Below are 26,494 nucleotides of genomic sequence, written 5' to 3' on the forward strand. Positions count from 1 at the left end.
GATCTCTTACAAGTCAAACTTGATGCCTTGTGCTAAAGGTAATTCGTCAGAATAATTAACGGTATTTGTTTGACGGCGCATGTACACTTTCCAAGCATCAGATCCAGACTCACGTCCGCCACCTGTTTCTTTTTCACCACCAAATGCACCACCAATTTCAGCACCTGAAGTTCCGATATTTACATTGGCAATTCCACAATCTGAACCAGCGTAAGACAAGAATTTCTCTGCTTCCTTCATTTCGTTGGTCATAATAGCAGAAGATAACCCTTGGGCCACACCATTTTGTGTTTGAATTGCATTTTCTACATCACCAGAATATTTCATCAAATATAAAATTGGGGCAAACGTTTCGTGTTGCACAATTTCATAATGATTTTCTGCTTCAATAATTGCTGGTTTTACATAGCAGCCGCTTTCAAAGCCTTCGCCTTCTAAAACGCCACCTTCAACCAATACTTTTCCGCCTTCAGCTTTTGCTTTTTCAATAGCTGCTAAATACGTTTTTACAGAATCTTTGTCAATTACTGGTCCCACATGATAGTTTTCATCTAAAGGATTCCCGATTTTTATCTGACCGTAAGCACCAACTATGGCATCTCTAACTTTATCGTAAACTGATTCGTGAATAATCAAACGACGTGTTGAGGTACAACGTTGTCCTGCAGTACCAACAGCACCAAATACAGCACCCGGAACGACCACTTTTAAATCGGCAGATGGTGTGATAATGATGGCATTGTTGCCCCCTAATTCTAATAATGATTTTCCAAAACGTTCCGCTACAGTCGTACCAACAATACGTCCCATTCTGGTAGAACCTGTTGCAGAAACTAGTGCAATTCTATGGTCTTTTGTCATGAATTCACCAACCTTATAATCGCCATTGATGATACAAGAAATCCCTTCAGGTAAATCGTTGTCTTTTAAAACTCCTGCAATTATATTTTGACAGGCTATAGAACATAAAGGTGTTTTTTCAGAAGCTTTCCAAACACAAGTGTCACCACAAATCCACGCAAGTGCTGTATTCCAAGCCCAAACAGCAACAGGAAAGTTAAATGCTGAAATGATCCCAACAACACCAATTGGGTGCCATTGTTCTCTCATCACGTGACCTGGACGCTCAGACGGAATGGTTTGTCCATTTAATTGACGAGACAAACCTACTGCGAAATCACAAATATCAATCATCTCTTGTACCTCACCATAGCCTTCTTGCAGTGATTTTCCCATTTCATAAGACACGAGCTTCCCAAGAGGTTGCTTCAATTCTCTTAATTTATTTCCAAATTGACGTACAATCTCACCACGTTGAGGTGCTGGTACGTCTCTCCAAGTTTTGAAAGCTTTGGTAGAAGCGTCCATCACTTTATCGTAATCTTCTTTGGTCGTAGATTTTACCTTACCAATCAGTTTTCCATCTACTGGTGAATAGCTCTCAATAACTTCGCCGTTAGAAAAACTAGTTGAGCCTGTTGAAGTGCCTTCATTTATATCTTTAACGCCTAATGCTTTTAGGGCTTTTTCAATTCCAAAATCTGTAGCAACTGCTTGCATATATATATTTTTTAATTAATTAATGATGTTTGCGAAGATAACAATAATATGTCGCTTTTAGAAGCCTTAACTCCTTAAAAAAATGCTAACTTTAAGGCTGAATATCAATACCTATGCTATGAAAAACCTCATTTATTTCCCGCTTTTAATGCTTTTTTTTCTGAATTGTAAAGACAATCAGAAGGCTTCGGCTTTAGAACAATCAACTCATACAGAAGCGGCAAAAGCCAAAAATTCTGAATCAAAAAAAGTAAATGAATTTGCCATTGTCATTCATGGTGGCGCTGGTACAATTTTACGGGAAAATATGTCGGCAGAAGATGAAGCAGCCTATAATGCGAAGTTAGAAGAGGCTATTAGAGTTGGGCACGACATATTAAAAAATGGCGGGTCAAGTTTGGATGCTGTAGAGAAAACCATCAATGTTTTGGAAAATTCGCCACTGTTTAACGCAGGTAAAGGTGCGGTGTTTACAAATGCGGGCACGAACGAATTGGATGCCTCAATTATGGATGGAAAAACATTGAATGCTGGTGCTTCCGCGGGAACCAAAACTGTTAAAAATCCGATTAATTTGGCAAGAGCGGTTATGGAGAATTCACCGCATGTGATGTTGTCGGGAGAAGGTGCTGAATTGTTTGCGAAAGAACAAAATTTGGAGTTGGTGGATCCATCCTATTTTTATACTGAAAGCCGATTTAAAGCATTAGAACGTGTAAAAGCAGTTGAAGACACTAAGAATGCACGCGACAAAACTGCCTTTTATGATCCGATCATTAAAGATTCAAAATTTGGTACTGTCGGGTGTGTGGCATTGGATAAAAACGGGAATCTTGCCGCAGGAACTTCCACAGGTGGAATGACCAATAAACGTTGGGGCCGCATTGGGGATGCGCCAATTATTGGGGCGGGTACCTATGCCAACAATGCTACCTGTGCCGTAAGTAGTACGGGTTGGGGTGAATATTTTATCCGTGCGATGGTGGCGCATGATATTTCAGCCTTAATGGACTATAAAGGCTTGAGTCTGCAAGAAGCTGCGAGAGAAGTTATTCAGAAAAAAGTGCCTGATTTAGGTGGCGACGGTGGTATTGTTGCGGTTGATAAAGATGGCAATATGGTCATGGAATTTAATACTTCGGGCATGTACAGAGCGTCTATGGATGCGTCTGGCAAATTAACGGTCGGGATTTACAAAGACTAATTTTTTAATGTAATCAAAATATTCACAGAAGCTTTATCGCTTCTGCATCTACCTAATACCATCCGTTATGCCGTTTAAAAAATTCGTTGCGTTTGTTTTTCTATTGCTTCTGGTCGTGTCTTGTAAAAAAGAAGACGCTAAACATGAAGACACTGATAATCTTTTCAAATTCCGAGATTACATCAGTTATACAACGGCTGGACGTGTATCCGTTGCTGATCCTATCCTTATTAGCTTGGCAAATGATGTTGAGGGTTGGACTGCGGGGCAGGTCATAAACGAGAACCTTATCAAAATTGAACCAAAAGTTCAAGGGAAATTAGTGGTTGAAAATGCGCATACCTTAGTTTTTAAACAAGATGGACCGCTTAAACCGGATACTGAATACACCGTAAATATTAACTTGGCTGAACTCTATAAAAATCAGCCTAAAGAATTCAAAACCTATACCTTCCAGTTCAAAACCATCGCGCCTAGTTTTAATGTGGCCACCACCAATTTACAATCCTACAGTAAAAAGTGGCAGTATGTGGAGGCGGTTTTAAAATCGGCGGATGTTATCGATCTTAAAAACGCAAAACAACTTGTTGAAGCGTGGCAGAACGGGAAAAAACTCAATTTACAGTGGAATGAAGCGGCAGGGAAAGAGCGGGTTTTTGAGTTTAAAATTGACAGTATCAATCGACTGCTTGAGGACAGTGAAATTCTAGTCAAATGGAATGGCAAAGCCATGAAGGCAAGCAATTCTGGCGAAAGTAAATTCAAAATTCCTGGCATCAATAATTTCACGATTGTCAATGTCTCAGTCGTTCAAACACCTGAGCAAATGGTGTCCATTAATTTTTCGGATCCCTTAAACAAGCAACAAAATTTTGACGGATTGGTAACCATCCAAAATTCTAAAAATCCAAAGTTTATAGTGGATGGCAACGTTTTGAAAGTGTATCCAGAATCGAAATTAGTAGGTGATGCGTTGGTTGATGTTTATCAAGGTATTGCCAATACCGATGGCTTTAAACTTAAAAAAGGATTTTCTGAAACCATTTCTTTTGAAGATCTTAAGCCTCAAGTGCGTCTTATCAGCAATGGCACAATATTACCGAATTCCAACGAACTTAAATTCAATTTTGAGGCTGTCAATTTGAAGGCGGTCGACGTTCGCGTAATCAAGATTTTTGAAGATAATGTGTTGCAGTTCTTACAAGATAACGATTTTCAGAGCAATAATCAGTCGGCTATTAAGCGCGTAGGACGACGAATTGCCAAACAAACCATCACCTTGCAAAATGATGCGGTTGCCAATGATGGGAAATGGAAAGCTTACAGTATTGATCTTTCAAAATTTTTCAATGCCGATCCGGGTGCGAATTACCGCATAGAATTGAGCATCAAAAAAGAGTATTCCGTCTTTAATTGTGATAATTATGCGAACGTAGGTAATTCAGAAGACGATTATTATGAGGACTATTATTACAATGAGTATTACCAGGAAAATTACAATGAAAGCAACACGGAAGATGAAGATTTGCGTGAGGAAGAATATTGGGATAATTTAATTTACAGCTATAGAAAATCTAACTATAACTTGGAGGAACGCAACAACCCGTGTCATGAAGCTTATTTTAATGAAAACCGTATTGTTTCCCAAAATCTGATTGCGTCCAATTTGGGTGTTATCGCCAAACAAGGCGCGAATAACACGTATTATTTTGCAGTTTCGAATATTTTAAATACGAATCCTGAGTCGGGTGCAACGGTGAGATTGTTCAATTTCCAACAACAAGAAATTGGAAAAGTAACAACAGATAGTGAAGGCTTGGCAGCATTTAAAAGCACTAAAGTAGCCTCATTTGCTATTGTCACTAAAGGGAAAAATACGAGTTACATTAAATTGGTAGATGGCAATTCATTGTCCTTAAGCAAATTTGATGTGTCAGGAAACAGTCTGCAACGCAGCCTTAAGGGCTATATCTACGGTGAGCGTGGTGTTTGGCGTCCTGGAGATTCGTTGTTTTTGACGTTTATGTTGAATGATAATGATAATAAATTGCCGAAAGGACATCCGGTGAAAATGGAAGTAACGGATCCGAGCGGAAAACTGATCTACAAGAATATTAGTTCGGAGAACATTAATAATTTCTACCGATTTACAGTGCCTACAGAGTCTGAAGGAAAAACAGGAAGTTACAATGCGAAAGTTTCCGTTGGCGGCGCGTCATTTTATAAAGGATTGCGCGTAGAAACCGTCAAGCCAAACCGCTTAAAAATCAAAATCGATTTTAAAGATGAGATCTTGTCTAACAACGAGCCTCTGAACGGAACGTTAGATGTACAGTGGTTACATGGTACGCCTGCAAAAAATTTAAAAGCCGAAATTAAAGCCAAGTTCAGCACTTCTTACGAAGGCTTTAAAAACTTTAAAGATTATGAGTTTGTGGATCCTACCCGTTCGTTTTCTTCAGAAGAACTCACTGTTTTTGAAGGCAGCTTAAATGATGAAGGGGTCGCAAACATTACCAAACCTTTAAACGTGGGTAAAAATTCTCCCGGATTATTGAACGTTCAATTTTTAGTGCGTGCTTTTGAAAATGGTGGTGATTTCTCGTTGGATGCATTTACTAAAACCTATGCGCCTTACAGTTCTTTTGTCGGTTTAAAATCTCCAGAAGGAAACAAAAATGGCTCCTTTTTTACAGATCAAAATCAAACATTTGATGTGGTTACGGTCGATGCAAAAGGGAAACCTATTCAGCGTGAAAATCTTGAAGTGAAAGTCTATAAAATAGAATGGCGCTGGTGGTGGAATTCATCTGAAGACAACCTGTCCAGTTACGTGTCGAGTACCTATCACAAGCCTTATTTGGACAAAAAGGTGACGACAAATGCCAACGGGAAAGGGAAATTTTCCTTAAATATTCCAGAGCATGAACGTGGTAGATATTTAATCAGAATTACAGATCCTCAGAGTGGACATGCAACCGGAAGAACGGCATATTTCTATAAAAATTGGTATCAAAACTCGTCAGATACCGACAAAGAAGCAGCCAAAATGTTGGTGTTTTCAGCAGATAAGGAGAATTATAATGTTGGACAATCGGCCAAAATCACCTTTCCGTCAGGTACTGAAGGCCGAGCGCTTATCAGTATAGAAAATGGCTCAGAAGTACTTTCCTATAAATGGATCCTCACCAAACAAGGTGAAACGACCGTCAATATTCCGATTACAAAAGACATGGCGCCCAACGTGTTTGTCAATATTTCCTTATTACAACCGCATGCAACCACGGCGAACGATTTGCCACTTCGTTTGTATGGGGTTATTCCGTTGATGGTTGAAAATCCAGAAACGAAACTGAAACCGGAAATTAAAATGCCAAATGCGCTGCAACCTGATCAAGAGTTTGAAGTGGTGGTCAGTGAGCAGAATAAGAAACCAATGACTTATACGTTGGCAATTGTGGAAGAAGGTTTATTGGATCTCACCCGATTTAAAACGCCAAATGCATGGGACGAATTTTATGCCCGTGAAGCTTTGGGAGTTAAAACTTGGGATATTTTTGATGATGTCATTGGTGCCTACAGTGGAAGTATTGATCAGGTGTTTGCCATTGGAGGTGATGCAAATGCTGCTGCCGGTAAAAACAAAAAACCGAACCGATTCAAACCGGTGATCAAATATTTGGGACCGTTTACTTTGGGTGCAGGCGAGCGAAAAACACACAAGATTAAAATGCCAAACTACATTGGATCCGTGAGAGCTATGGTTGTTGCAGGTGATGCGAAAACCGAAGCTTACGGTAGTGTGGAGAAATCCGTACAAGTCAAAAAACCATTAATGGTGTTGGCAACATTACCACGTAAACTCAGTCCAGGTGAAAAAGTGACTTTACCGGTAACTGTGTTTGCCATGGAATCTAAGGTGAAAAATGTCAATATCAGTTTGAAATTAAGTGACGGGATTTCAGTAGTCGGTGCAGCATCTAAATCGCTGACGTTTGCGATACCAGATGAGCAGATGACCTATTTTGAGTTGGACGTCAGTAAGTCAAAAGGCTTCAATACCGTTGAGGTGATTGCAACTGGTAATGGCGAAAAATCAAGTTATAAAGTGGATATTGAGGTCTATAATCCAAATCCAATCACCTCAAAATCAATAGATGAAACTTTGGAAGCCAATGCTTCCAAAAGCATGGATTTTACAACCTTTGGAGAAGCAGGTACCAACAGTGCAATAGTTGAATTTTCAACCTTACCTCCAATGGATTTTACCAGACGTTTACACTATTTAATTCAATATCCACACGGGTGTTTGGAACAGGTGACCTCGGCAGTGTTTCCACAATTGTTTTTGAATGATATTTTCGATTTGACTTATCAGAAGAAACAGGACATTCAAAAGAACATTGAAGCTGGAGTAAAGCGCTTGGGCAATTATCAAGTGGCTTCTGGCGGCATGAGTTATTGGCTGGGCGAGCATACTGTAGATGATTGGAGTACAACTTATGCCGGACATTTTATGTTGGAAGCCGAGAAAAAAGGCTTTGTATTACCGTTGACGTTTAAGAATAATTGGCTGCGTTATCAAACCCAAGCAGCAAGAGATTGGCGCCCGAGTTTCAGAACCCCGAATACTGATTTGGCACAAGCATACCGCTTGTATACGCTTGCTTTGGCAGGAAGTCCAGATTTGGCAGCCATGAACCGCTTACGGGAGTTTAGTGAGATTTCCAATGAAGCCAAATGGCGATTGGCAGCAGCTTATGTATTAGCAGGTCAGAAGGAAGCTAGCCAAAAAATTTCGAGCACCGCCAATATTAATTATACGCCGCCAAAATATAATTATTACACCTACGGATCGGTGGATAGAAATCGTGCCATGGCTTTAGAAACCATGGTGTTGACCAAAAACCCTAAAATGCGTGAAGTCGCACAGGATTTAGCGAAAGATCTGTCGAGTTCAAAATGGATGAGTACCCAAACCACTGCCTATAGTTTATTGGCTATGGCGAAAATGGTGGAAGCAAATGGCGGAAAATCGCTTGAAGTTAGCTATACGTTCAACGGTAAATCGGAAACTATTGACACCAAGAGCGCTATTGCCCAACGTGAATTAGCCGTAAAAAATGGAAATAATTCGATCAGTTTTAAAAACAATCAAGATAATTTAGTCTATGTACGGGTGCTGAATTCTGGAAAATTGCCTCTAGGAGAAGAGCTTTCCGAGCAGCGCGGTTTGAGTGTCTCCGTAGTTTATAAAGATTTAAAAGGGAATGTGTTGGATATTGGGAAGTTGAATCAAGGGCAAGATTTTGTGGCTGTGGTAAAAGTAACTAACCTCAAAAACCAAGAGGTGAACGATGTGGCGTTGACCCAAATATTCCCATCGGGATGGGAGATTTTAAACACGCGTTTTACTGCTTTCGGCGATACCACAACCAGTACAGCGAGATATACGGATATCAGGGACGATAGGGTAAACTTCTATTTTGATTTACCACAGAAAGGCAAAGAAGGTACCAAAACTTTTACGATCATGTTGAATGCTTCTTATTTAGGGACTTATTATTTGCCAGGTATTCAGGTAGAAGCCATGTATGATAATGAGTTTATGGTACGCAGTAAAGGACGCTGGATTGAGGTTTTGAGGTAGATTTAGTTTTAGACTGAGACTAAAATTTTTAAATATAGCAACATCAAAAACTTTCTTCCCTTTTTAAGGGAAGGTGGCTTTAAGCCCAGATATGGGCTTAAAGACGGAAGGGCTTTTAGAATAAATATTAAAATATAAATTACAATCAGACCTCATAGGTTTCAAAAACCTGTGAGGTCTTTACTCATGAACAAGATATTAACCTACATAAAACGCCACAAATTCAAATCAGCTCTAATTATTGTGGTGCTGTTGCTATATTATTTCTGTTTGCCAAGGCAATTGTTCAAAGATCCGACGTCAACCGTTATTACAAGTTCTAAAAATGAGCTTTTGGGAGCGATGATTGCCAAAGACGGTCAATGGCGTTTTCCGCAAAACGATACGGTACCGGACAAATTCAAAACCTGTATTGTTCAATTTGAAGATGCTTATTTTTATCAACATCTTGGGTTCAATCCCGTGTCGATTGCAAAGGCTTTAAAAGAGAATTTAAGTTCAGGCGGTGTCAAAAGAGGAGGAAGCACCATTACACAACAAGTCATCCGATTATCTAGAAAGGGTCAGTCTCGCACCTATTTTGAAAAGATCAAGGAAATCGTGTTGGCCACTCGCTTGGAATTTAGGGCATCCAAAGAAAAAATTCTGTCCTACTATAGCAGCAATGCGCCTTTTGGGGGCAATGTGGTAGGCCTCGACGCGGCATCTTGGCGGTATTTTAATAGAGATGCATCCCAATTATCATGGGCTGAAAGCGCCACGCTTGCTGTGTTACCTAATGCGCCGAGTTTGATTTATCCAGGGAAGAATCAGGAGCAGTTGTATAAAAAGCGCAATCGGTTATTGCACAAATTAATGGAGCAAGAGATTATTGATTCCTTAACTTATCAATTGTCCATTGTTGAGGGTTTGCCTCAAAAACCTTATCCGCTGCCACAAATTGCCCCGCATCTGCTTCAAAAAGTTACTGAAGCCCATTCTGGGCAGTCAGTACAAACCACGATTAAAAAGCCAATCCAAGAGCAGATCAATACTATTGTATCCAATCATTATCAAACGTTAAAACAGAACGAAATTTACAACGCCGCTGTGCTGGTTTTGGACGTCCGAACACGTAAAGTTTTGGCCTATGTAGGCAATACCCCAACCGACAAAGCCCATCAGAAGGATGTGGATGTTATTGATAAACCACGGAGTACCGGAAGTATTTTAAAACCTTTTTTATACGCCGCCATGTTGGACGCGGGAGATATTTTGCCCAACACTTTGGTGGCGGATGTGCCGACCCAGTTTGGAAGTTACAATCCTGAGAATTTTGATAAGCAATATGACGGTGCAGTTTCGGCCAGTCGGGCCTTATCACGCTCTTTAAATGTACCTTCAGTACGGATGCTGCAGGAATTCGGACTGGACCGTTTCCATCACTATTTGGAGGCGTTGCATTTAAAAGACTTAACCTACAATGCCAACCATTACGGATTGTCTTTAATTTTGGGTGGCGCTGAAAGTAATCTGTGGGATTTATGTAAAAGCTACGCTGCTTTATCGTCAACCTTGAATCACTTTAATGAAACTTCTAGCGAATATTTTACCAATGAATTTACTGAACCCACATTTCTAAATCATACAACGATTGATTTCGGTAAAAAATCCTCAGAAAAAACCTTATTCGATGCGGCCTCTATTTATCTGACTTATGAAAGCCTAAAAGAAGTCAATCGGCCGGAAGGCAATGAGAATTGGGAGTTTTATGATAGTTCCAAACAAATCGCTTGGAAAACGGGTACGAGTTTCGGGTTTCGGGATGCGTGGGCTATTGGCACCACTAAAGACTATGTAGTTGGTGTTTGGGTTGGTAATGCGGATGGCGAAGGCAGACCAGGATTGGTAGGTGTGCAAACCGCGGCGCCAATTTTGTTTGAGGTTTTTGATGTATTGCCCAATAGCGAGTGGTTTTCTAAACCTTTTGATGAAATGCAGGAAGTGGAAATCTGTACGCAATCCGGTTATAGGGCGTCTTCAAACTGCGTTGATAAAGAGGAGAAATTTATTCAGCATACCGGATTAAAAACAGCACCTTGCCCTTTTCATATGTTAGTGCATTTGGATAGATCAGAACACTATCAAGTCAATTCCTCTTGTGAAGATTTGAGTAATATTGTTCATAAATCATGGTTTGTGTTACCGCCGCTAATGGAATACTATTACAAGGCTCAAAACCCATTTTATAAAGCTTTACCGCCATTTCGGGCAGATTGTTTGGGAGAGAATGCTATTGCCATGGAATTCATCTATCCAAAGGAAAACAACACCATCTTTTTGCCAAAGGATTTTGATGGCCAAACCAATGATTTAATATTAAAAGTAGCACACAGCAAACCTGAAACCTTGATATTTTGGTATTTGGACGAACGCTATTTAGGCAGTACGAAAGACATTCATGAGTTTGCCATGAAGCCTCAACGAGGCAAGCATATCGTTACCGTTGTTGATGAGTTCGGGAACGAAAGTAAGCGGTGGATTGAAATTTCAGAATAATGCTTCAAAATGAAGATTTAAAATCACTATTTTTGTCTATAACCATTCAAACAAATAACTATGTACGAAACTGTAAAAATGCTGCATTCCTATTGGGCTTACTTGACCCTTTTTATGATTGTTATTGCGGCTCTCAATGCGCTGTTTAAATTCTTCGGGAAAAAAGAATTTCACCCTATAGATTTTAGAATCTCGCTATTCACACTCATCGTGTCACACATTCAATTACTTATAGGATTGATTGTACTTTTTGCAGGTCCTTATTTTACACAAATTTCAGATATGGGAATGAAAACTGTAATGGGTAATTCTGTGTTAAGATCAAATATTGTGGAACATCCATTAATGATGATTATTGCGGTAGTATTGATTACAATTGGATATTCTAAGCATAAAAAGAAATTAACTTCCACACCAAAATTCAAGGTGTTGGCTATTTTCTATACGTTGGCACTGATCAGTGTCTTGGCGAAAATTCCATGGAACACTTGGTTTTAAACCATCAAACATAAATCCAATCCATAAAAAAACCAGAGCTATAAACTCTGGTTTTTTTTATGTGGTGCTGATTGATTTTTATCCAAAAACCAACCTTAATTAAACTAAAAGCGCAACGCTCTTAATTCTTCTTATCTGTTCATGTTTTTCATCTCGTCAATAAACGTGTCGATGTCAACGCCGTTAGCAACTAATGTTAACGCTTTGTCTACTACATATTTTACGTTATCGGTTCTGAAACCTAGACCAATCGCAATTTTCTTCAATAATAGTTCCTCTTTGTCTCCTTGTATATGATCCACATGTACCATACGAGCCAAATCAAATAAACGCTCTAAACGTCTGTCATATGATGTTGGAGGATTGATTGGATGTGATTGATAATCTTTTAAGATGATTTTATAATCTTCCTCACCAATGTCCAAATTACGCGCTAAACGATCTAAGAAAGCTTTCTCATCGTCAGTAATAATTCCATCGTCCATGGCTACTCTAACAATTGAAGCAAAATGATCTTCGTTACGCTTTTTAAATCCGCTATCAAATAAATCTGAAATTGACATATCTTTTTTGTTTTAATCCCAATGAGGGGTGTGTGCAAAACTACATTTTTTTTTCATTATCGGAATAAAAAACACCATGAAAAATGTGCTTCTTCCTAAGCTAATCTAATTTTATAAACTTCCATTTATCATTGTAAAACCATGAAAATTAGCACGAATAATTAAGATGAAATTCACAATTTCAATAAGTATCAATTAAAATCTAAACTTTATCTTTGCTTAAAATAAATTTTCTTGAGTAAATCACATCTCTCGCAATCTTATGCACAGACTTTGCAAACGCAAAATCTGCAAACTGCTATTGCCGTAAATCAAAGTAGGACACATTTAAAAGGTCTCGTTGGGTCGTCTCTTAGTTTCGTTTTGACGGAAGCTTTTAAAACCTCTGACCGACCGTTTTTATTGGTTTTTAATGATAAGGAAGAAGCTGCTTTTTATCTCAATGATTTGGAATTGTTGCTAAATGATAAAGACGTATTGTTTTATCCCGGCAGCTACAGGCGTCCGTATCAAATTGAAGAAACTGACAACGCAAATGTTCTTTTGCGTGCTGAGGTTTTAAATCGAATCAATTCGCGTAAAAAACCAGCTATTATTGTCACCTATCCTGATGCACTTTTTGAGAAAGTCGTGACCAGAAAGGAATTGGAGCGCAACACGCTCAAGATTTCCCTCAATGATAATCTGTCCATTGATTTTGTTAACGAAGTATTGTTTGAATACCAGTTTAAACGGGTCGATTTCGTAACTGAACCTGGCGAATTTTCTGTACGTGGTGGCATTGTAGACGTCTTTTCATTTTCTCATGACGAGCCCTACCGAATTGAGTTTTTTGGTGATGAAGTAGACAGTATCCGAACCTTTGATGTGGAGACACAATTGTCTACCGAGCAAATTAAAAAAATCAATATTATTCCTAATGTTGAGAATAAATTTTTAGATGAAAATCGGGCGAGTTTCTTAAAATATATTTCATCGAAAACAATCGTATTTACGAAAAATGCAGATTTACTTTTTTCAAGAATCGATGATTTTTATGGAAAGGCAATTGAAGCATTTAAAACCTTGTCTTCAGAAATCAAACATGCATCACCAGAAGAATTGTTTTGTAGCTCTGTATTGCTTAAGCGACAAATGCTCGATTTTACATTGGTCGAGTTTGGAACTGCCTCAATTTTTGGAACGCAAACTATCGAATTTCAAACGGCACCGCAGCCGTCTTTCAATAAACAATTTGATTTACTGATTGAAGATCTCAACAGTTTACACGATAAAGGCTATACAAATTATATTGCCTGCGTTAGCGAGCAACAGGCCAAACGCTTCCATGATATTTTTGAAGATGCCAATACAGAACGCCATAGAGCGTTAGAGCAGGGCGTGCATTATAAAACCATTGTGTTGTCTTTGTTTCAAGGGTTTATTGATCATGATAATCAAATTACTTGTTATACCGATCATCAAATTTTTGAGCGCTATCACAAGTTCCATCTTAAAAATGGATATGCCAAAAAGCAAGCCATTACGCTTAAGGAGCTTACAAAACTAGATATTGGCGATTATGTAACCCATATTGATCATGGAATTGGTCGTTTTGGTGGATTGCAAAAAATTGATGTTGAGGGCAAAAAGCAAGAAGCGATAAAATTGATTTATGGCGAACGCGATGTGTTGTATTTAAGCATCCATTCGTTACATAAAATCACCAAGTTTAACGGCAAGGATGGAAAACCGCCAAAAATCTATAAACTTGGAAGCAATGCTTGGAAAGTTTTAAAGCAAAAGACCAAAACAAGAGTTAAGGAAATTGCTTTCAATTTGATTCAGGTTTACGCCAAGCGAAAACTTGAAAAAGGATATCAATACAATCCGGACAGTTCCATGCAATTGGAATTGGAAGCGTCTTTTCTTTACGAAGATACGCCAGATCAAAGTACGGCTACAGCTGATATTAAGTCCGATATGGAAAGTGAACGTCCTATGGATCGATTGGTGTGTGGCGATGTTGGCTTCGGAAAAACGGAGGTGGCGATTAGAGCCGCTTTTAAAGCGGTTGATAATGGAAAACAAGTGGCCGTGTTGGTGCCTACGACCATTTTAGCCTATCAGCATTATAGAACTTTTACGGAGCGTTTAAAGGATTTCCCGGTAACGGTAGATTATTTGAACCGATTCCGTACCGCCAAAGAAAAACGAGATACTTTAGAACACTTGGAAAGCGGCCATGTGGACATCGTTATTGGTACACATCAATTGGTGAATAAAAATGTAAAATTTAAAGATTTAGGTCTGCTAATTGTTGATGAAGAGCAGAAATTTGGTGTCGCCGTCAAAGAAAAATTAAAGACGCTGAAGGATAATGTGGATGTATTGACCTTAACCGCGACGCCAATTCCGAGAACCTTGCAGTTCAGTTTAATGGCAGCGCGCGATTTGTCGGTCATTACAACGCCACCGCCAAACCGATATCCTATTGAAAGTCACGTTATCAGGTTTAACGAGGAAATTATTCGGGACGCCGTAACTTATGAAATTCAACGTGGTGGTCAAGTGTTCTTTATCCATAATCGTATAGAAAATATTAAAGAAGTTGCCGGTATGATTCAACGTTTGGTGCCTGATGCTAAAATTGGAATTGGCCACGGACAGTTAGACGGTAAAAAGTTGGAGCAATTAATGCTCGGGTTTATGAATAGTGAGTTTGATGTGTTGGTAAGTACGACCATTGTTGAAAGTGGATTGGATGTTTCTAATGCGAACACTATTTTTATCAATAATGCGAATAATTTCGGGTTGAGCGATCTGCATCAGATGCGTGGGCGCGTCGGACGAAGCAATAAGAAAGCATTCTGCTATTTTATTACCCCAGAATATTCTGCAATGACTGATGATGCCCGAAAACGTATCACGGCTTTGGAACAATTTTCGGAGTTGGGAAGTGGCTTTAATATCGCCATGAAAGATTTGGAAATTAGAGGTGCAGGCGATTTATTAGGCGGTGAACAAAGCGGATTTATCAACGATATTGGATTTGATACCTATCAAAAAATCTTAAATGAAGCGATTGAAGAATTAAAGGAAAATGAGTTTAAAGATTTGTATCAGGATGATCTGGTAGAAAAAGAATACGTTAAGGACATCACCATTGATACTGATTTTGAGCTTCTGTTTCCTGATGATTATGTCAATAACATTACAGAGCGTCTGACGCTTTACACCAAATTGAATGATATCAAAACTGAGGAAGAACTTCAGAAATTTGAAAAAGACCTTATTGATCGTTTTGGGGAAATGCCAAAACAGGTGGTCGATTTGTTGAATAGCGTGCGCATCAAATGGATTGCAACAAAAATCGGTTTGGAAAAAGTGATCATGAAACAAGGTAAAATGATTGGTTATTTTATCAATGATCAGCAAAGTCCATTTTATCAAAGTCATGGATTTACACGTGTGTTGCAATACATTCAAACCCGTCCTAACGTTGCCAAAATGAAAGAAAAGCAAACGCGCACTGGTTTACGATTATTACTTACTTTTGAACATATCAAGACCGTCAAACAAGCTTTGGCTGTTTTAGAGCCTATAGTGGCTTGATTATTGAATCCTATTGAAAATCTAACGAGGTTAAAAAATAAAACGAAGTCCGCATGAAAAAATTGATGTTATTATTGGCGTTAATGCCAACATTGCTCGTGGCGCAACACAGTATTGAAGGTACGTTTTCGCCAGCAAGTGAGTTTACATATGCCTTTGTGTATAAGGCAAACCCAACAGGTGCTGTCTATATGGATCGCGCAAAAGTGGACGAGAAGGGACATTTTAAAATAGCGTTGGATAGCACCAACACTCCAGGCATTTATAAAATTGTGTACGGCGTGCCGCAACAGGATCATAATTTTGACCTGATTTATAATGGTAAGGAAGATGTTGTGTTGCAATTTAGCCTAACGGAAGGTTTAGAGTTTAAAGAGTCTAATGAAAATAAATTGTGGGCATCTTATACCAATAGTATTGAGATGATTAACCGTGCCATCAGCAACTTCTACGCGCAACAAAGTGATGATGAAGCGGCTTTTAAAGATATTTTTCAAACCCTTCAAGAAACACAGGATGCTTTTGAATTGGCCGCTAAAAACGCAATGGTTTCTGTTTTTATAGAAGCGAACAAACCTTACATTCCAAAAGGATATGAAGACGTCGCTACCTATTCCACAAATTTGAAGGATACGTATTTAAAAAATGTCGATTTCAGCAATCCGCTTTTACAAAGTTCAGAGTTTTTATCGGATAGGGTAATGGCTTATGTGTTCGGGATGACTGCAAACCCATCAGAAGAATTCTACAAGCAGCAAATTGACAATTTGGTCAATTATATTGGGGCGGAAAATTCAGAGATAAAAATGGTGTTATTGCACTCGGTTTGGAATACTATGGTTCAGCTTGAAGAGTCTACTGTTGCCAATTACATTACGGACACTTATTTATTGGACCTCGCCAAAAAGGAATATAATGACATGCTTGCCACGCAACTTACCGTGTATAAAAACACCGCTTTTGGATCCGTTGCACAAGATTTCCCTATTGAGATGAAAGTGAAAGGCAAAATGGTCAAGTCATCACTTCATGGCTTAAATAGCGCTGAAAATTATCTGCTTATTTTTTGGAGTAGTGAATGTTCCCACTGTTTAGCAGAACTACCTCAAGTGAAAGAAATGATTTCTAAAATACCTAAAAGCAAAATGAAGGTTGTGGCTTATGGACTAGAAGATGATGCCGTAAATTGGTCGAAGGAAATTGAAAAGTATCCTGATTTTATTCAGGTTTTAGGATTGGGCAAATGGAACAATCCGATTACTGGAGTTTATGGCATTGAGCTTACTCCAACCTATTTTGTGTTGGACAAGGATAAGAAAATCATCGCGAAACCTTATTCTCTCGAAGAATTAGAAGCCTTTTTAAATACCTTATAAAAAAAAAGAGACTGTTAAAAAACAGTCTCTTTTTTTTATCTTATTCCAAACTCGGAATACGGAGAACTTGCCCCGGATATATTTTATCAGGATCTGACAACATTGGTTTGTTGGCATCAAATATTAATGGGTATTTCATAGCATTGCCATAATATTGTTTAGCTATTTTACCAAGTGTATCGCCTTTCATAACCGTATGGAACCGTGCTTCTGGCTCTACATGATCAACGGTCATTTGATCGTCAACAGATGCAATCCCGTTGGTGTTACCAATAACTAAAACCACCTTTTCTTTAGTAGATTGGTCAGGTGCTTTTCCGGAAACAGTCGCCATATCATCATCAATATGTACTTTTAAATTTTCAACATTAAGTTGTAAATCCTTAATTGTTTGTTCAAGTTTTCTAGCGCCAGCCTCCTCAGCTTTTAGCTCATCAGCAGCAGCTTTTACTTTTACTTCAGCCTTTTCTTCAGCGTCGTTTTTCCCAACGCCAAATACTTTAGCGCCAGCATTTTTAATAAATGAAAATAGTCCCATATTAATTTAAGTTTTTAAGATTAATAGTTTTTAAGATTAAAATTGAAGAGGTAATTTACGATAAGAAATTGAAAATCTGTAGTGTATATAGTCAATATATTGTTAAAATGAAGAACGCTCATCTGAAATTCATCAGATGAGCGTTTCTAAAAGCTAAATAACCAACCAAAATTTAGCTTCTATTAGTTACCCGAGGGTTATCGGTTTTTGTAGTTTTCTGCTTACGTTTTTTCTGTGTATTGACGTTACTTTCCTTATTCATTTCTCCAGCCGATTTATCTGCGGCAGGTTTCATATACTGAATGTAACCTCGGCCAATAAATTCATATGTTGTGCCTGAATTGGCGTGATATAATTTTATCTCCTGATCATTAATAACGCTCAACTCGAAGAATTCATTGTCAAAATAATCATAATCTAATGTTAATGTTTTTAGATGCGCGTTTCCTGTAACATTACCAACGCCATACACGCCTGTATAGTCCCAATAAATGTTATCCGGATTTGCGATATTAACGTCTTTTGAGCTTCTGAATTCAGAGTCATTCCCACCAGCTAAAAACTGTAGGTAATTCTCATTATCAAATTCGTTTAGAGCACCTTTTTGGCTTGTAAAAGATTTTTCCCATGCTTTATATTCCTGTAAAAAATAGTGGATGTTATCATAAAATACGAAGTCATAATCAAAGGTAGAGCGTTGGTATCCGTGTAAAAAATAGGACGTATCGTTATTAGGGTTGTAAAGTTCTATCGTGTCATAATCCACTTGATACACATCAAACGTTTGATAGCCATCAATATCGTGGTACACGTCTAAAATCATGTCATAGGCATCATATTCGCCCACATCAATTCCCAAGCCATTGCCTTGACCGTTAGGACCAAAACCAACCAAGTTATTGTTGGCGTAAAGAATGCCATTTTTAAAGGATAGCGTAAAGGCAATCTGTAAAAAAGGCGTTTCACCGTAACCCTTAGTTTGGTTAATATCCACATACCACAAATCATAAGAACCTAATAATTGATTCAGAGCGATAGGTGGTTCTTCATACACTGTTTGCTTGGAACAGGACGTCAATAGGATTGCGACTAAGACAAATCCGAAAAGTAGTTTTATGTTTTTCATCTGATCAATTTTAGTTTAAAATCTTGGAAAGCGCTCCATTTACGAAGTTTGACGAACACAGCAAATAATTTGAAATCAAATCTTAAAGTTTAAGAAGTCGATCCGGTTTTGCGTGAATTCATAATCCAACAGATTAAAGATTATAACCTGTGAGTTTTCAAAACACGTGCCAAAAATATTGGGCTTGAAGTGTTGAAATGTGTTTAACACTTAATTTTATGTATTTTTGAAGTCAATTAATTAATAAAAACTTATGGATACACCTACAAAATATGCTGTTTTTGGATCAGGAAGTTGGGCAACTGCTATTGTAAAAATGCTTTGCGAAAATCTTGATGAAGTGGGTTGGTATATGCGTAGCGCCTACATAAAAGAGCACTTGTTAAAAGAGCAACATAACCCGAGTTATTTAAGCTCGGTTGAGTTTAAACCGTCGCAGCTTAAATTGAGCAATGATATCAATGAAATGGCAGCCTATGCTGATGTTTTGATTTTCGTGATTCCTTCGGCTTTTATTCACGACGAATTGTTGAAGTTGACGGTAGATGTTAAAAATAAAATCATTGTTTCAGCGGTAAAAGGCATTATGCCTGAAACCGGAAAATTGGTGGGCGAACATTTTCACGATGCGCATCAGGTGCCTTTCGAAAATACAGCCGTCATTGCGGGACCTTGTCATGCTGAAGAAGTGGCTTTAGAGCGCTTATCGTATTTGACAATTGCTTGCGCAGATGAAAGTAAAGCGAAAGCCATCGCTAAAAACTTATCCAGCGATTATATAAAAACCTCTACGAGTGATGATGTTGTTGGAATAGAATATGCCGTGATGCTCAAGAATATTTATGCCATTGCCGCTGGTATTGCACACGGATTGGGTTATGGCGATAATTTTCAGAGTGTTTTGATGAGTAATGCCATTCGTGAAATGAAACGTTTTATAAAACGCCGTCATAAGATGAAACGAAACATCAACGATTCCGCGTATTTGGGAGATTTACTCGTAACAGGGTATTCGCTCTTTTCCCGTAATCGCATGTTCGGAAATATGATAGGTAAGGGGTATACCGTTAAATCTGCACAAATGGAGATGAATATGGTGGCTGAAGGGTATTATGCTGCTAAAAGCGCGTATCAACTCACTAAAAAGAGTGAAGCCAAAGATAAATTGCCAATAATCAACGCGGTTTATGAAATTTTATATGAAGAAAAAGATCCGAAGCGTACGTTTCAGAAATTGACTGAGAAGTTAGATTAGGAATACAACTTCTTGAATGTCTTCCTTAAAGCTAAAAACGCTTCTCCCAGATCAGGAGAAGCGTTTTTTTATTTTACTAAAACACCCTTTGCCTTCATCAGCGGAATGGTCTGTAAAGCCCTTTCGTTGATGGTGTTTTTTCTGAAAAGATAGGTTTTATCATACATGGTGTTGCCTTCAAAAAACGTCACTTTAAACTCGTTGTTGATGGCAAATAGTTCTTCCTGCATCAATTCTATTTTAGCATAGCTCTTTTTAGGAAGTACATCTAGTTTTTTTCTAAAAATGGAAGTCATTTTCTTTTCAGAATAACCACTTGTAACGATCAAAACCACTTCTAAATCGACGTCTTTGTCATTAATGATGTAGGCATTCCAATCTTGGGTTTTATAGATGTCATTGTACTCATTAACAACTGCTATGTAAACGCCTTCAACTTTTGGAATTTCGATGTCTTTTTTCATATGTATTCCCTGAAAATGGGCTCCTTTTTAATTATTCTGCAAAGTTACTATTTTCTAAGAAATGTTGGTTTCCCGTTTGATTATAAGTAAATTTAGTCTATATTCGTTTTAATCTCAATTTAAATCTTTTGTAATTATCTCATATTGATATAATTATTGCCGCCATAATCCCAAGTATATGAAGCATAGTATATTCAATATTTTAATGGCAATTTTGTTGATTAGTACTACGACATATAGTCAACAAGGTGTCATTGGCATCTCTTATACAAAGTCTTATGTAGATAAAGATTTTCATGTATCAAAGGTCTATTATAAAGGCACAAACACTCAAGTTCCTGAAGAAACCTTCAATCAACTCGTTGAAGAGAATCCTAATTTGTTTTTGGAAAGTGTCATTGATAGTGAAGGAAGGATTACACGTTATCTTTATGATCCAAATTTGAAGGATAGTGAATTTCAAACAATTACAGATTCACCTCAAAAAGGAAGTTTCCCGAATTTTAAACTAACCACCATTTCTAATGATACCATTATACTTTCTGAGTTAAAAGGTAAAATTGTAATTCTAAGATTTGAAATGGAAGCTACAACTTTTCGTTTCAAAAAACATGAAATTCAGGAGCTTGATGATAAAATTAATGGGTTAGCGAATAAGGACTCCGTAGCAGCAATTATTGTTTTTGATACTTCTAAAAGTAACGTTGAAAAAGGGTTTGATTTAAAAGATTCCAATTTTAAATTGGTTGCCAATGGAAGGAATTTTATAGAGAAATATGGAATTAAATATTTTCCATCAACGCTTGTAATTGATCAAAATGGAAGCCTGATAGATATTTTCAGACATGTAGATGAGATTGATTTAGAATCTTATTTGAAGAAGTAATACGTCACCAACAATCCACACAAAACCTAAACATTACGCCGCAAGCGCATCAAAAAATCGATTTCTATACCCATCGACCACAATTCCCTTCAGATTAATAACAATCAAATGATTGAGAATAACGGTATTGGAATATAAATCGAACAAATTATCATTCTTAAAAGCGATGTTGTCAATACGTAAAAAGTAGAGATCGCAGATGAGATTAATTTGAATGTTTTCCTGTAGTAATCCTTTCTGTTTAGCTTCCTTTAATAAGGATAGAATGGTACCGTGAACCTGTTGTTCTGAAAAATCAGTAAATACTTTATCGGCCTTTGGGTAGTATTTTTTTATGCCGAAAAGGAATGACGGCTTAAAATGTTTGAGGTATTCAAAACCTTTTTTGTAGATCAGGATGATCTTTTCAATCGGGTCTTCTGTTGCATTATTGATGATGCCATCAATATCTGCAAGGTATTTATCCAATAAATGTTTTAGGCTTTGTGAGACTAAATCCTCCTTATTGTCAAAATATTTATAAATCGTCTTTTTTGAAATGCCCAAAGAACTTGCCAATTCATCTAAAGTAAAACCTTTACTTCCAAATTGGGTGAAGTTTAGAATTGAGCATTCCAAAAGATCCGATTTTGTAGTCATTTCAAGTGCGATTATTTCCAACCACCACCAAGGGCTTCGTATAAATCAACAACTGTTAATAACTGCTGCAATTTGCTATTAATTACATTTAGTTCTGCGTTTAAGGCACTTTGTCTAGCGGTCAATAAATCCAAGTAATTGGCGTAACCGTTTTTCAATAATTCTGAAGAATTGCTTTCTGCATTTCTTAAGGCTTCAACCTCCAGCGCTCTAAATTCGAATTTTTTTGATTCGGCGTTGTAAGCGTATAATGCATTGGAAACTTCGCTTCCAGCGATTAATAAAGCGCGTTTAAACTCTAACAACGCTTGTTCTTGTTGTGCTTCAGCAACTTCTTTTTGAGTTCTGATTTTACGCTGATTAAGGATAGGTTGTGTTAACCCACCAAGAATATTAGCGAATAAGGAGTTTGTGTTTAGCAATTGATCCAATTCCAAACTTTGGAATCCTCCAGACGCTGAAATTCTTAACGACGGATAAAAGCTGCTACGTGCCACGTTGTTCAGCTCAAAAGCTCTCACTAAGTTGTATTCAGCAGCAATAACATCAGGTCTGTTGCGCAATAACGTTGTTGGAACGCCTAATTTTAAATCAGATTGCAATTGTTGCTCGTCCAAAACACTACGCGCATACTTTTGAGGCTGTTGCCCCAACAAAATACTTAAAGTGTTTTCAGTATGAAAAATAGCAGTCTCTAAATCTACTTGTAATGCTCTTGCGCTGTTATACTGAGCGATGTTTTGATCTACCGCAACTTGCGTTACATTTCCAGCATCTTTTAATGCTTGAATAGTGCTTACACTACTATCTCTAACCATCACACTTTTTTTCGTGATTTCCAATTGTGCATCTAAAGCAAGCAATTGGTAATAGGTGGCTGCAATATTAGATACCAATCGCGATTTAACCGCTTGATGTGCAGCTACAGTTCTCAAATAATCAGCTTCCAACGCACGTTTGTTGCTTCTAATTTTTCCCCAGATATCAGCTTCCCAAGATAAGTTTCCACCAATCTGAAATTGATCAATATGGTCTTTTCCACTGCCGCTTAACTGTGCACCTTGTGGTCCGTTATCGGAAAAATAAGATCTAGACGCATCTGCACTAGCATTGAGCGTTGGTAAAAAACCAGCTTTTCCTTGCTTTACATACGCTTCTGCTGCCAATACTTGCTGAATGGCCACACGGATATCAATGTTATTTTGAAGACCTTGCTCAATATATTGCACCAAATAAGGATCGTTAAACAATTCCTTCCATGACAAATCTGACATTGAAAGACTATCCGTTGGCAACGCATCCGTTCTGAATAAATTTTGCGTTTCCTCCAATTGTGGACGTTGGTAATCTTTTGCTACAAAGCAACTTTGTAAGGTAAATGCTGAAACGGTCAGCATTACCATATAGTTCATAGTGCGGTTTTTAAAAATTGCTATCATGAGTTTGAATCTTCTTTAAGTTCTACTTTTGGTTGTGGTGCTCCAGAAATTTTTTCCTGTAGCCATTGGAAAAAGATGAATAATATTGGAATAACAAACACCCCAAGTACTGTTCCTATCAGCAAGCCACCAACGGCTCCTGTACCAATGGATCGGTTTCCTCCAGCACCTACGCCACTTGCAAATACTAATGGCGTTAAACCAAGGATAAATGCGAATGAAGTCATCAAAATTGGACGTAAACGTGCTTCTGCACCATTAACGGCAGCCATTAAAATAGTCTCTCCATTTCGACGTCGCTGTAGCGCAAACTCCACAATCAGAATCGCGTTTTTAGCCAAGAGTCCGAGGAGCATAATCAGTGCAATTTGGAAATAGATGTTGTTTTGCAATCCTGCCAGTTGCGTGACAAAATACGCTCCAAATACACCCAATGGCAAGGACAGAAGTACAGATAACGGAATCAAATAACTTTCGTACTGTGCTGCCAATAAGAAATACACAAACACTAAAGACAACATGAAAATCATGGTGGTTTGGTTTCCTGCATTTACTTCCTCACGTGTTAATCCTGAATAAGCCGTTGTATAATTGGTAGGTAAAGTTTGAGCCACTTCATCTACCGCTTTAATGGCGTCACCAGTACTATAACCCGGCATAACCGCGGCATTTAAAGTTACAGAGTTGAACAGGTTAAAACGTGTTACCGCTTGTGGTCCGTACACTCTTTTTAAGTTTACAAACGTTGTAATTGGTGTCATTTCGCCCGTAGCTGTACGTACATATAGTTTGCCTAAATCGCTTTCATTGGCACGATCTTCAGGTAATGCTTGAACATACACACGGTATTGTTTGCCAAATCTTGAGAAATCGGCAGCAAAAATACTTCCAATATATCCCTGTAGTGTTGAGAAAACATCACTAATAGGAACACCCAATTCTTTTGCCAATTCTGCATTAAGTTCTATCTCATATTGCGGATAGTTGGTGTTGAACGATGAACGTGCATATTGAATTTCAGGTCGTGCTGATAATTTTCCGATGAATTCTTGCGTCACGGCGTCAAGATCTGTAAAACTTCCGCCAGAACGGTCTAATAAATTCACTTCTACACCAGCCGAGTTACCAAAACCAGGGATACTTGGAGGTGAGAAAAAGATAATGTTTGCATCAGGTATTTGAGCAGCTACACCAAACATTTTTGCTGTAATACTTTCTGCCGAAAGGTCGTCTGAGGTTCTATCTTCTAAGTCATCCAAACGGATAAAACCTAAACCGTTGTTACTACCAGCACCGCCTAAGAAACTACTTCCTTTAATGATAGATCCGCCTTTAACACCAGGAATCTGGATTAATTTATCGTATAATTCTTTGTTTACTTTATCAGTTCTGTCTATTGAAGATCCCGCAGGAAGTTCAACGTTTACGAAAACAATACCTCTATCTTCATCTGGTACAAATCCTGTTTTCAATTCTGATGACGACCATAAGATGGCACCAACAGAAACCAGTAATAAGACTACGGTAATCCACTTGTGTCTGTATAAAAAGTGAACAGATTTACCATATTTAGTTACGGTTGCGTCAAATCCTCTGTTAAAGCCGTCAAAGAAACGTCCGAGGAATCCTTTTTTCTTGCTGCTGTGTTTGTCATCATGTCCTTTTAAGAACAGGGCACACAATGCAGGACTCAGGGTTAACGCGTTAATTGCTGAAATGATAATCGCTACAATAAGCGTCACACCAAACTGCTCGTAGAAAACCCCTGTAGGACCTTTAATAAACGTTACCGGAATAAATACCGCTGACATCACTAGGGTGATTGAAATAATCGCTCCAGAAATATCGTGCATCGCTGCAAACGTCGCCTTTTTAGGGTCGCTTTCACCTTCATCAATTTTCGCATGCACCGCTTCAACAACCACAATAGCATCATCCACCACAATACCAATGGCCAATACCAATGCGAAAAGGGTTAATAGATTTATGGAATATCCAAAAAGGTTAAGGAAGAAGAACGTACCAATAATCGATACCGGCACCGCAATGGCAGGAATTAAAGTTGATCTAAAATCTTGTAAGAAAATAAACACAACTAAGAACACCAATAAGAAGGCTTCTGCTAAAGTTTTTACCACTTTTTCGATGGAAGCGTTCAAGAAATCGTTCGTGTTATATGGGACGAAGACTTCAATACCTTTTGGTAATTCCGCTTTAATCTCTTCTAATTTACTTTCAATTTCTATAATAATATCACGTGCATTAGATCCTTTAGTTTGGAAGATACCCATATTTACCGCCGGTAATCCGTTAGTAATAGAACCTCCGCCATAGGATTGTGCGCCCAATTCAATATCAGCAACATCTGATAATTTCAAGAATTGGCCACTCCCTAATGCTTTAATAATAATGTTGCTGTACTGTGCTTCCGTTTTAAAACGTCCGCCGTATTTAATAACATAATTAAAAGCTTCACCATCATTTTCACCTAAAGAACCAGCTGCAGCTTCTAAACTTTGTTCGCGTAAAGCAGCGGTTACATCTGTAGGGATTAAGCCGTAAGCGGCCATTTTATCAGGTTTTAACCAGATGCGCATCGCGTAATCTTTCGCTCCAAAAACATTCACATTACCTACACCATTAACCCTTTGTATTTCTGGGATAACGTTGATCTTAAGGTAATTCTGTATAAATGTGTCGTCATAATCAGTGTTAGTACTGTAAAATGACATAAACATCAAGGCACTCGTCTGCTGTTTAGACGTCGTAACCCCAGTTTGCAATACTGCTTGTGGTAATTGTGAATTGGCGCGCGACACACGGTTTTGTACGTTTACCGCAGCGATATCCGGATCTACATCCTGTTCAAAAAACACGGTAATAGTCGCTGTTCCTGTATTGGAAGCACTTGAAGTGATGTACGTCATCCCTTCCACACCATTAATTTGCTCTTCTATAGGAATGATAACACTCTGCAAAATAGTTTCAGCATTTGCTCCAGGATAGGTGGCATTTACTGTAATAGTTGGTGGTGCAATATCAGGGTACTGCGTAATAGGTAAGGTACTAAGACCAAGGAACCCCAAAATGACGATAATGATGGAGATAACCGTTGAAAGTACGGGTCTTTCTATGAAAATTTTTAACATAAGTTCTTATCTTGG

16 protein-coding genes are annotated in these 26,494 nt (G+C 38.2%); 8 read left to right on the forward strand and 8 right to left on the reverse strand.

Annotated features, from left to right (window positions below; all coding sequences use genetic code 11):
* Nucleotides 1–6: 6 nt before the first annotated feature.
* Entirely contained in the window at nt 7–1,560 is a 1,554-nt protein-coding gene (locus tag Q0947_RS07235; protein ID WP_299394492.1) for an aldehyde dehydrogenase family protein, read from the reverse strand.
* A 118-nt stretch (nt 1,561–1,678) separates the two neighbouring features.
* Between Q0947_RS07235 and Q0947_RS07240 the strand changes: the two genes are divergently transcribed.
* The 4 genes from Q0947_RS07240 to Q0947_RS07255 all read left to right on the forward strand — a co-directional run bounded on the left by Q0947_RS07240 (nt 1,679) and on the right by Q0947_RS07255 (nt 11,450).
* Nucleotides 1,679–2,764, forward strand: coding sequence for an isoaspartyl peptidase/L-asparaginase family protein (locus tag Q0947_RS07240; protein ID WP_299394496.1), 1,086 nt, complete (start codon nt 1,679–1,681; stop codon nt 2,762–2,764).
* A gap of 67 nt (nt 2,765–2,831) precedes the next feature.
* The gene (locus Q0947_RS07245) at nt 2,832–8,414 is read left to right on the forward strand and encodes an MG2 domain-containing protein (RefSeq protein ID WP_299394501.1); all 5,583 of its coding nucleotides are present in this window, start codon (nt 2,832–2,834) and stop codon (nt 8,412–8,414) included.
* Nucleotides 8,415–8,600: 186 nt separating this feature from the next.
* On the forward strand, nt 8,601–10,952 hold the full coding sequence (pbpC, locus tag Q0947_RS07250; protein ID WP_299394505.1) for a penicillin-binding protein 1C: 2,352 nt from the start codon (nt 8,601–8,603) through the stop codon (nt 10,950–10,952).
* Nucleotides 10,953–11,012: 60 nt separating this feature from the next.
* A complete protein-coding gene (locus Q0947_RS07255) occupies nt 11,013–11,450 on the forward strand; it encodes a hypothetical protein (protein ID WP_299394510.1) in 438 nt (145 codons plus the stop codon).
* A 131-nt stretch (nt 11,451–11,581) separates the two neighbouring features.
* Here the strand turns inward: Q0947_RS07255 and Q0947_RS07260 are convergent, their stop codons facing one another.
* Nucleotides 11,582–12,013: a TerB family tellurite resistance protein gene (locus Q0947_RS07260; RefSeq protein WP_299394513.1), complete on the reverse strand. Its 432-nt coding sequence runs from the start codon at nt 12,011–12,013 to the stop codon at nt 11,582–11,584.
* 234 nt (nt 12,014–12,247) lie between these two features.
* On the opposite strand from Q0947_RS07260, the gene mfd reads away from it, so the two are divergent.
* Both mfd and Q0947_RS07270 read left to right on the forward strand, forming a co-directional pair.
* Entirely contained in the window at nt 12,248–15,607 is a 3,360-nt protein-coding gene (gene mfd, locus Q0947_RS07265) for a transcription-repair coupling factor (RefSeq protein ID WP_299394515.1), read from the forward strand.
* A 53-nt stretch (nt 15,608–15,660) separates the two neighbouring features.
* The gene (locus Q0947_RS07270) at nt 15,661–16,983 is read left to right on the forward strand and encodes a thioredoxin-like domain-containing protein (RefSeq protein ID WP_299394518.1); all 1,323 of its coding nucleotides are present in this window, start codon (nt 15,661–15,663) and stop codon (nt 16,981–16,983) included.
* Between the two features lie 40 nt (nt 16,984–17,023).
* Here the strand turns inward: Q0947_RS07270 and lysM are convergent, their stop codons facing one another.
* Together lysM and Q0947_RS07280 are read right to left on the reverse strand one after the other, a co-directional pair.
* Nucleotides 17,024–17,521 (reverse strand): peptidoglycan-binding protein LysM, encoded by a 498-nt coding sequence (lysM, locus tag Q0947_RS07275; RefSeq protein ID WP_299394521.1) that lies wholly within the window; start codon nt 17,519–17,521, stop codon nt 17,024–17,026.
* Between the two features lie 172 nt (nt 17,522–17,693).
* Complete coding sequence (locus Q0947_RS07280; protein WP_299394526.1) at nt 17,694–18,647, reverse strand: nicotinic acid mononucleotide adenyltransferase; 954 nt, start codon at nt 18,645–18,647, stop codon at nt 17,694–17,696.
* A 253-nt stretch (nt 18,648–18,900) separates the two neighbouring features.
* On the opposite strand from Q0947_RS07280, the gene Q0947_RS07285 reads away from it, so the two are divergent.
* The gene (locus Q0947_RS07285) at nt 18,901–19,902 is read left to right on the forward strand and encodes an NAD(P)H-dependent glycerol-3-phosphate dehydrogenase (protein ID WP_299394530.1); all 1,002 of its coding nucleotides are present in this window, start codon (nt 18,901–18,903) and stop codon (nt 19,900–19,902) included.
* 68 nt (nt 19,903–19,970) lie between these two features.
* On the opposite strand, the gene Q0947_RS07290 is transcribed toward Q0947_RS07285, so the two are convergent.
* Nucleotides 19,971–20,366, reverse strand: coding sequence for a hypothetical protein (locus Q0947_RS07290; protein ID WP_299394535.1), 396 nt, complete (start codon nt 20,364–20,366; stop codon nt 19,971–19,973).
* 178 nt (nt 20,367–20,544) lie between these two features.
* On the opposite strand from Q0947_RS07290, the gene Q0947_RS07295 reads away from it, so the two are divergent.
* Nucleotides 20,545–21,252 carry a redoxin domain-containing protein gene (locus tag Q0947_RS07295; protein WP_299394540.1) on the forward strand — a complete coding sequence of 236 codons (708 nt, stop codon included), beginning with the start codon at nt 20,545–20,547 and terminating at the stop codon, nt 21,250–21,252.
* Between the two features lie 33 nt (nt 21,253–21,285).
* Here Q0947_RS07295 and Q0947_RS07300 read toward each other — a convergent pair whose 3' ends face one another.
* Genes Q0947_RS07300 through Q0947_RS07310 form a run of 3 tightly spaced genes read right to left on the reverse strand, consistent with a single transcriptional unit; the run spans nt 21,286 to nt 26,479 of the window.
* Nucleotides 21,286–21,891: a TetR/AcrR family transcriptional regulator gene (locus tag Q0947_RS07300; protein ID WP_299394545.1), complete on the reverse strand. Its 606-nt coding sequence runs from the start codon at nt 21,889–21,891 to the stop codon at nt 21,286–21,288.
* Between the two features lie 11 nt (nt 21,892–21,902).
* The gene (locus Q0947_RS07305) at nt 21,903–23,330 is read right to left on the reverse strand and encodes an efflux transporter outer membrane subunit (RefSeq protein WP_299394549.1); all 1,428 of its coding nucleotides are present in this window, start codon (nt 23,328–23,330) and stop codon (nt 21,903–21,905) included.
* Nucleotides 23,327–26,479: an efflux RND transporter permease subunit gene (locus tag Q0947_RS07310; RefSeq protein ID WP_299394553.1), complete on the reverse strand. Its 3,153-nt coding sequence runs from the start codon at nt 26,477–26,479 to the stop codon at nt 23,327–23,329. Before Q0947_RS07310 ends, Q0947_RS07305 begins: the two co-directional genes overlap by 4 nt.
* Between the last annotated feature and the right edge of the window lie 15 nt (nt 26,480–26,494).

Origin of the sequence: uncultured Gelidibacter sp. (assembly GCF_947500795.1) — a bacterium.
Taxonomy (GTDB): domain Bacteria; phylum Bacteroidota; class Bacteroidia; order Flavobacteriales; family Flavobacteriaceae; genus Gelidibacter.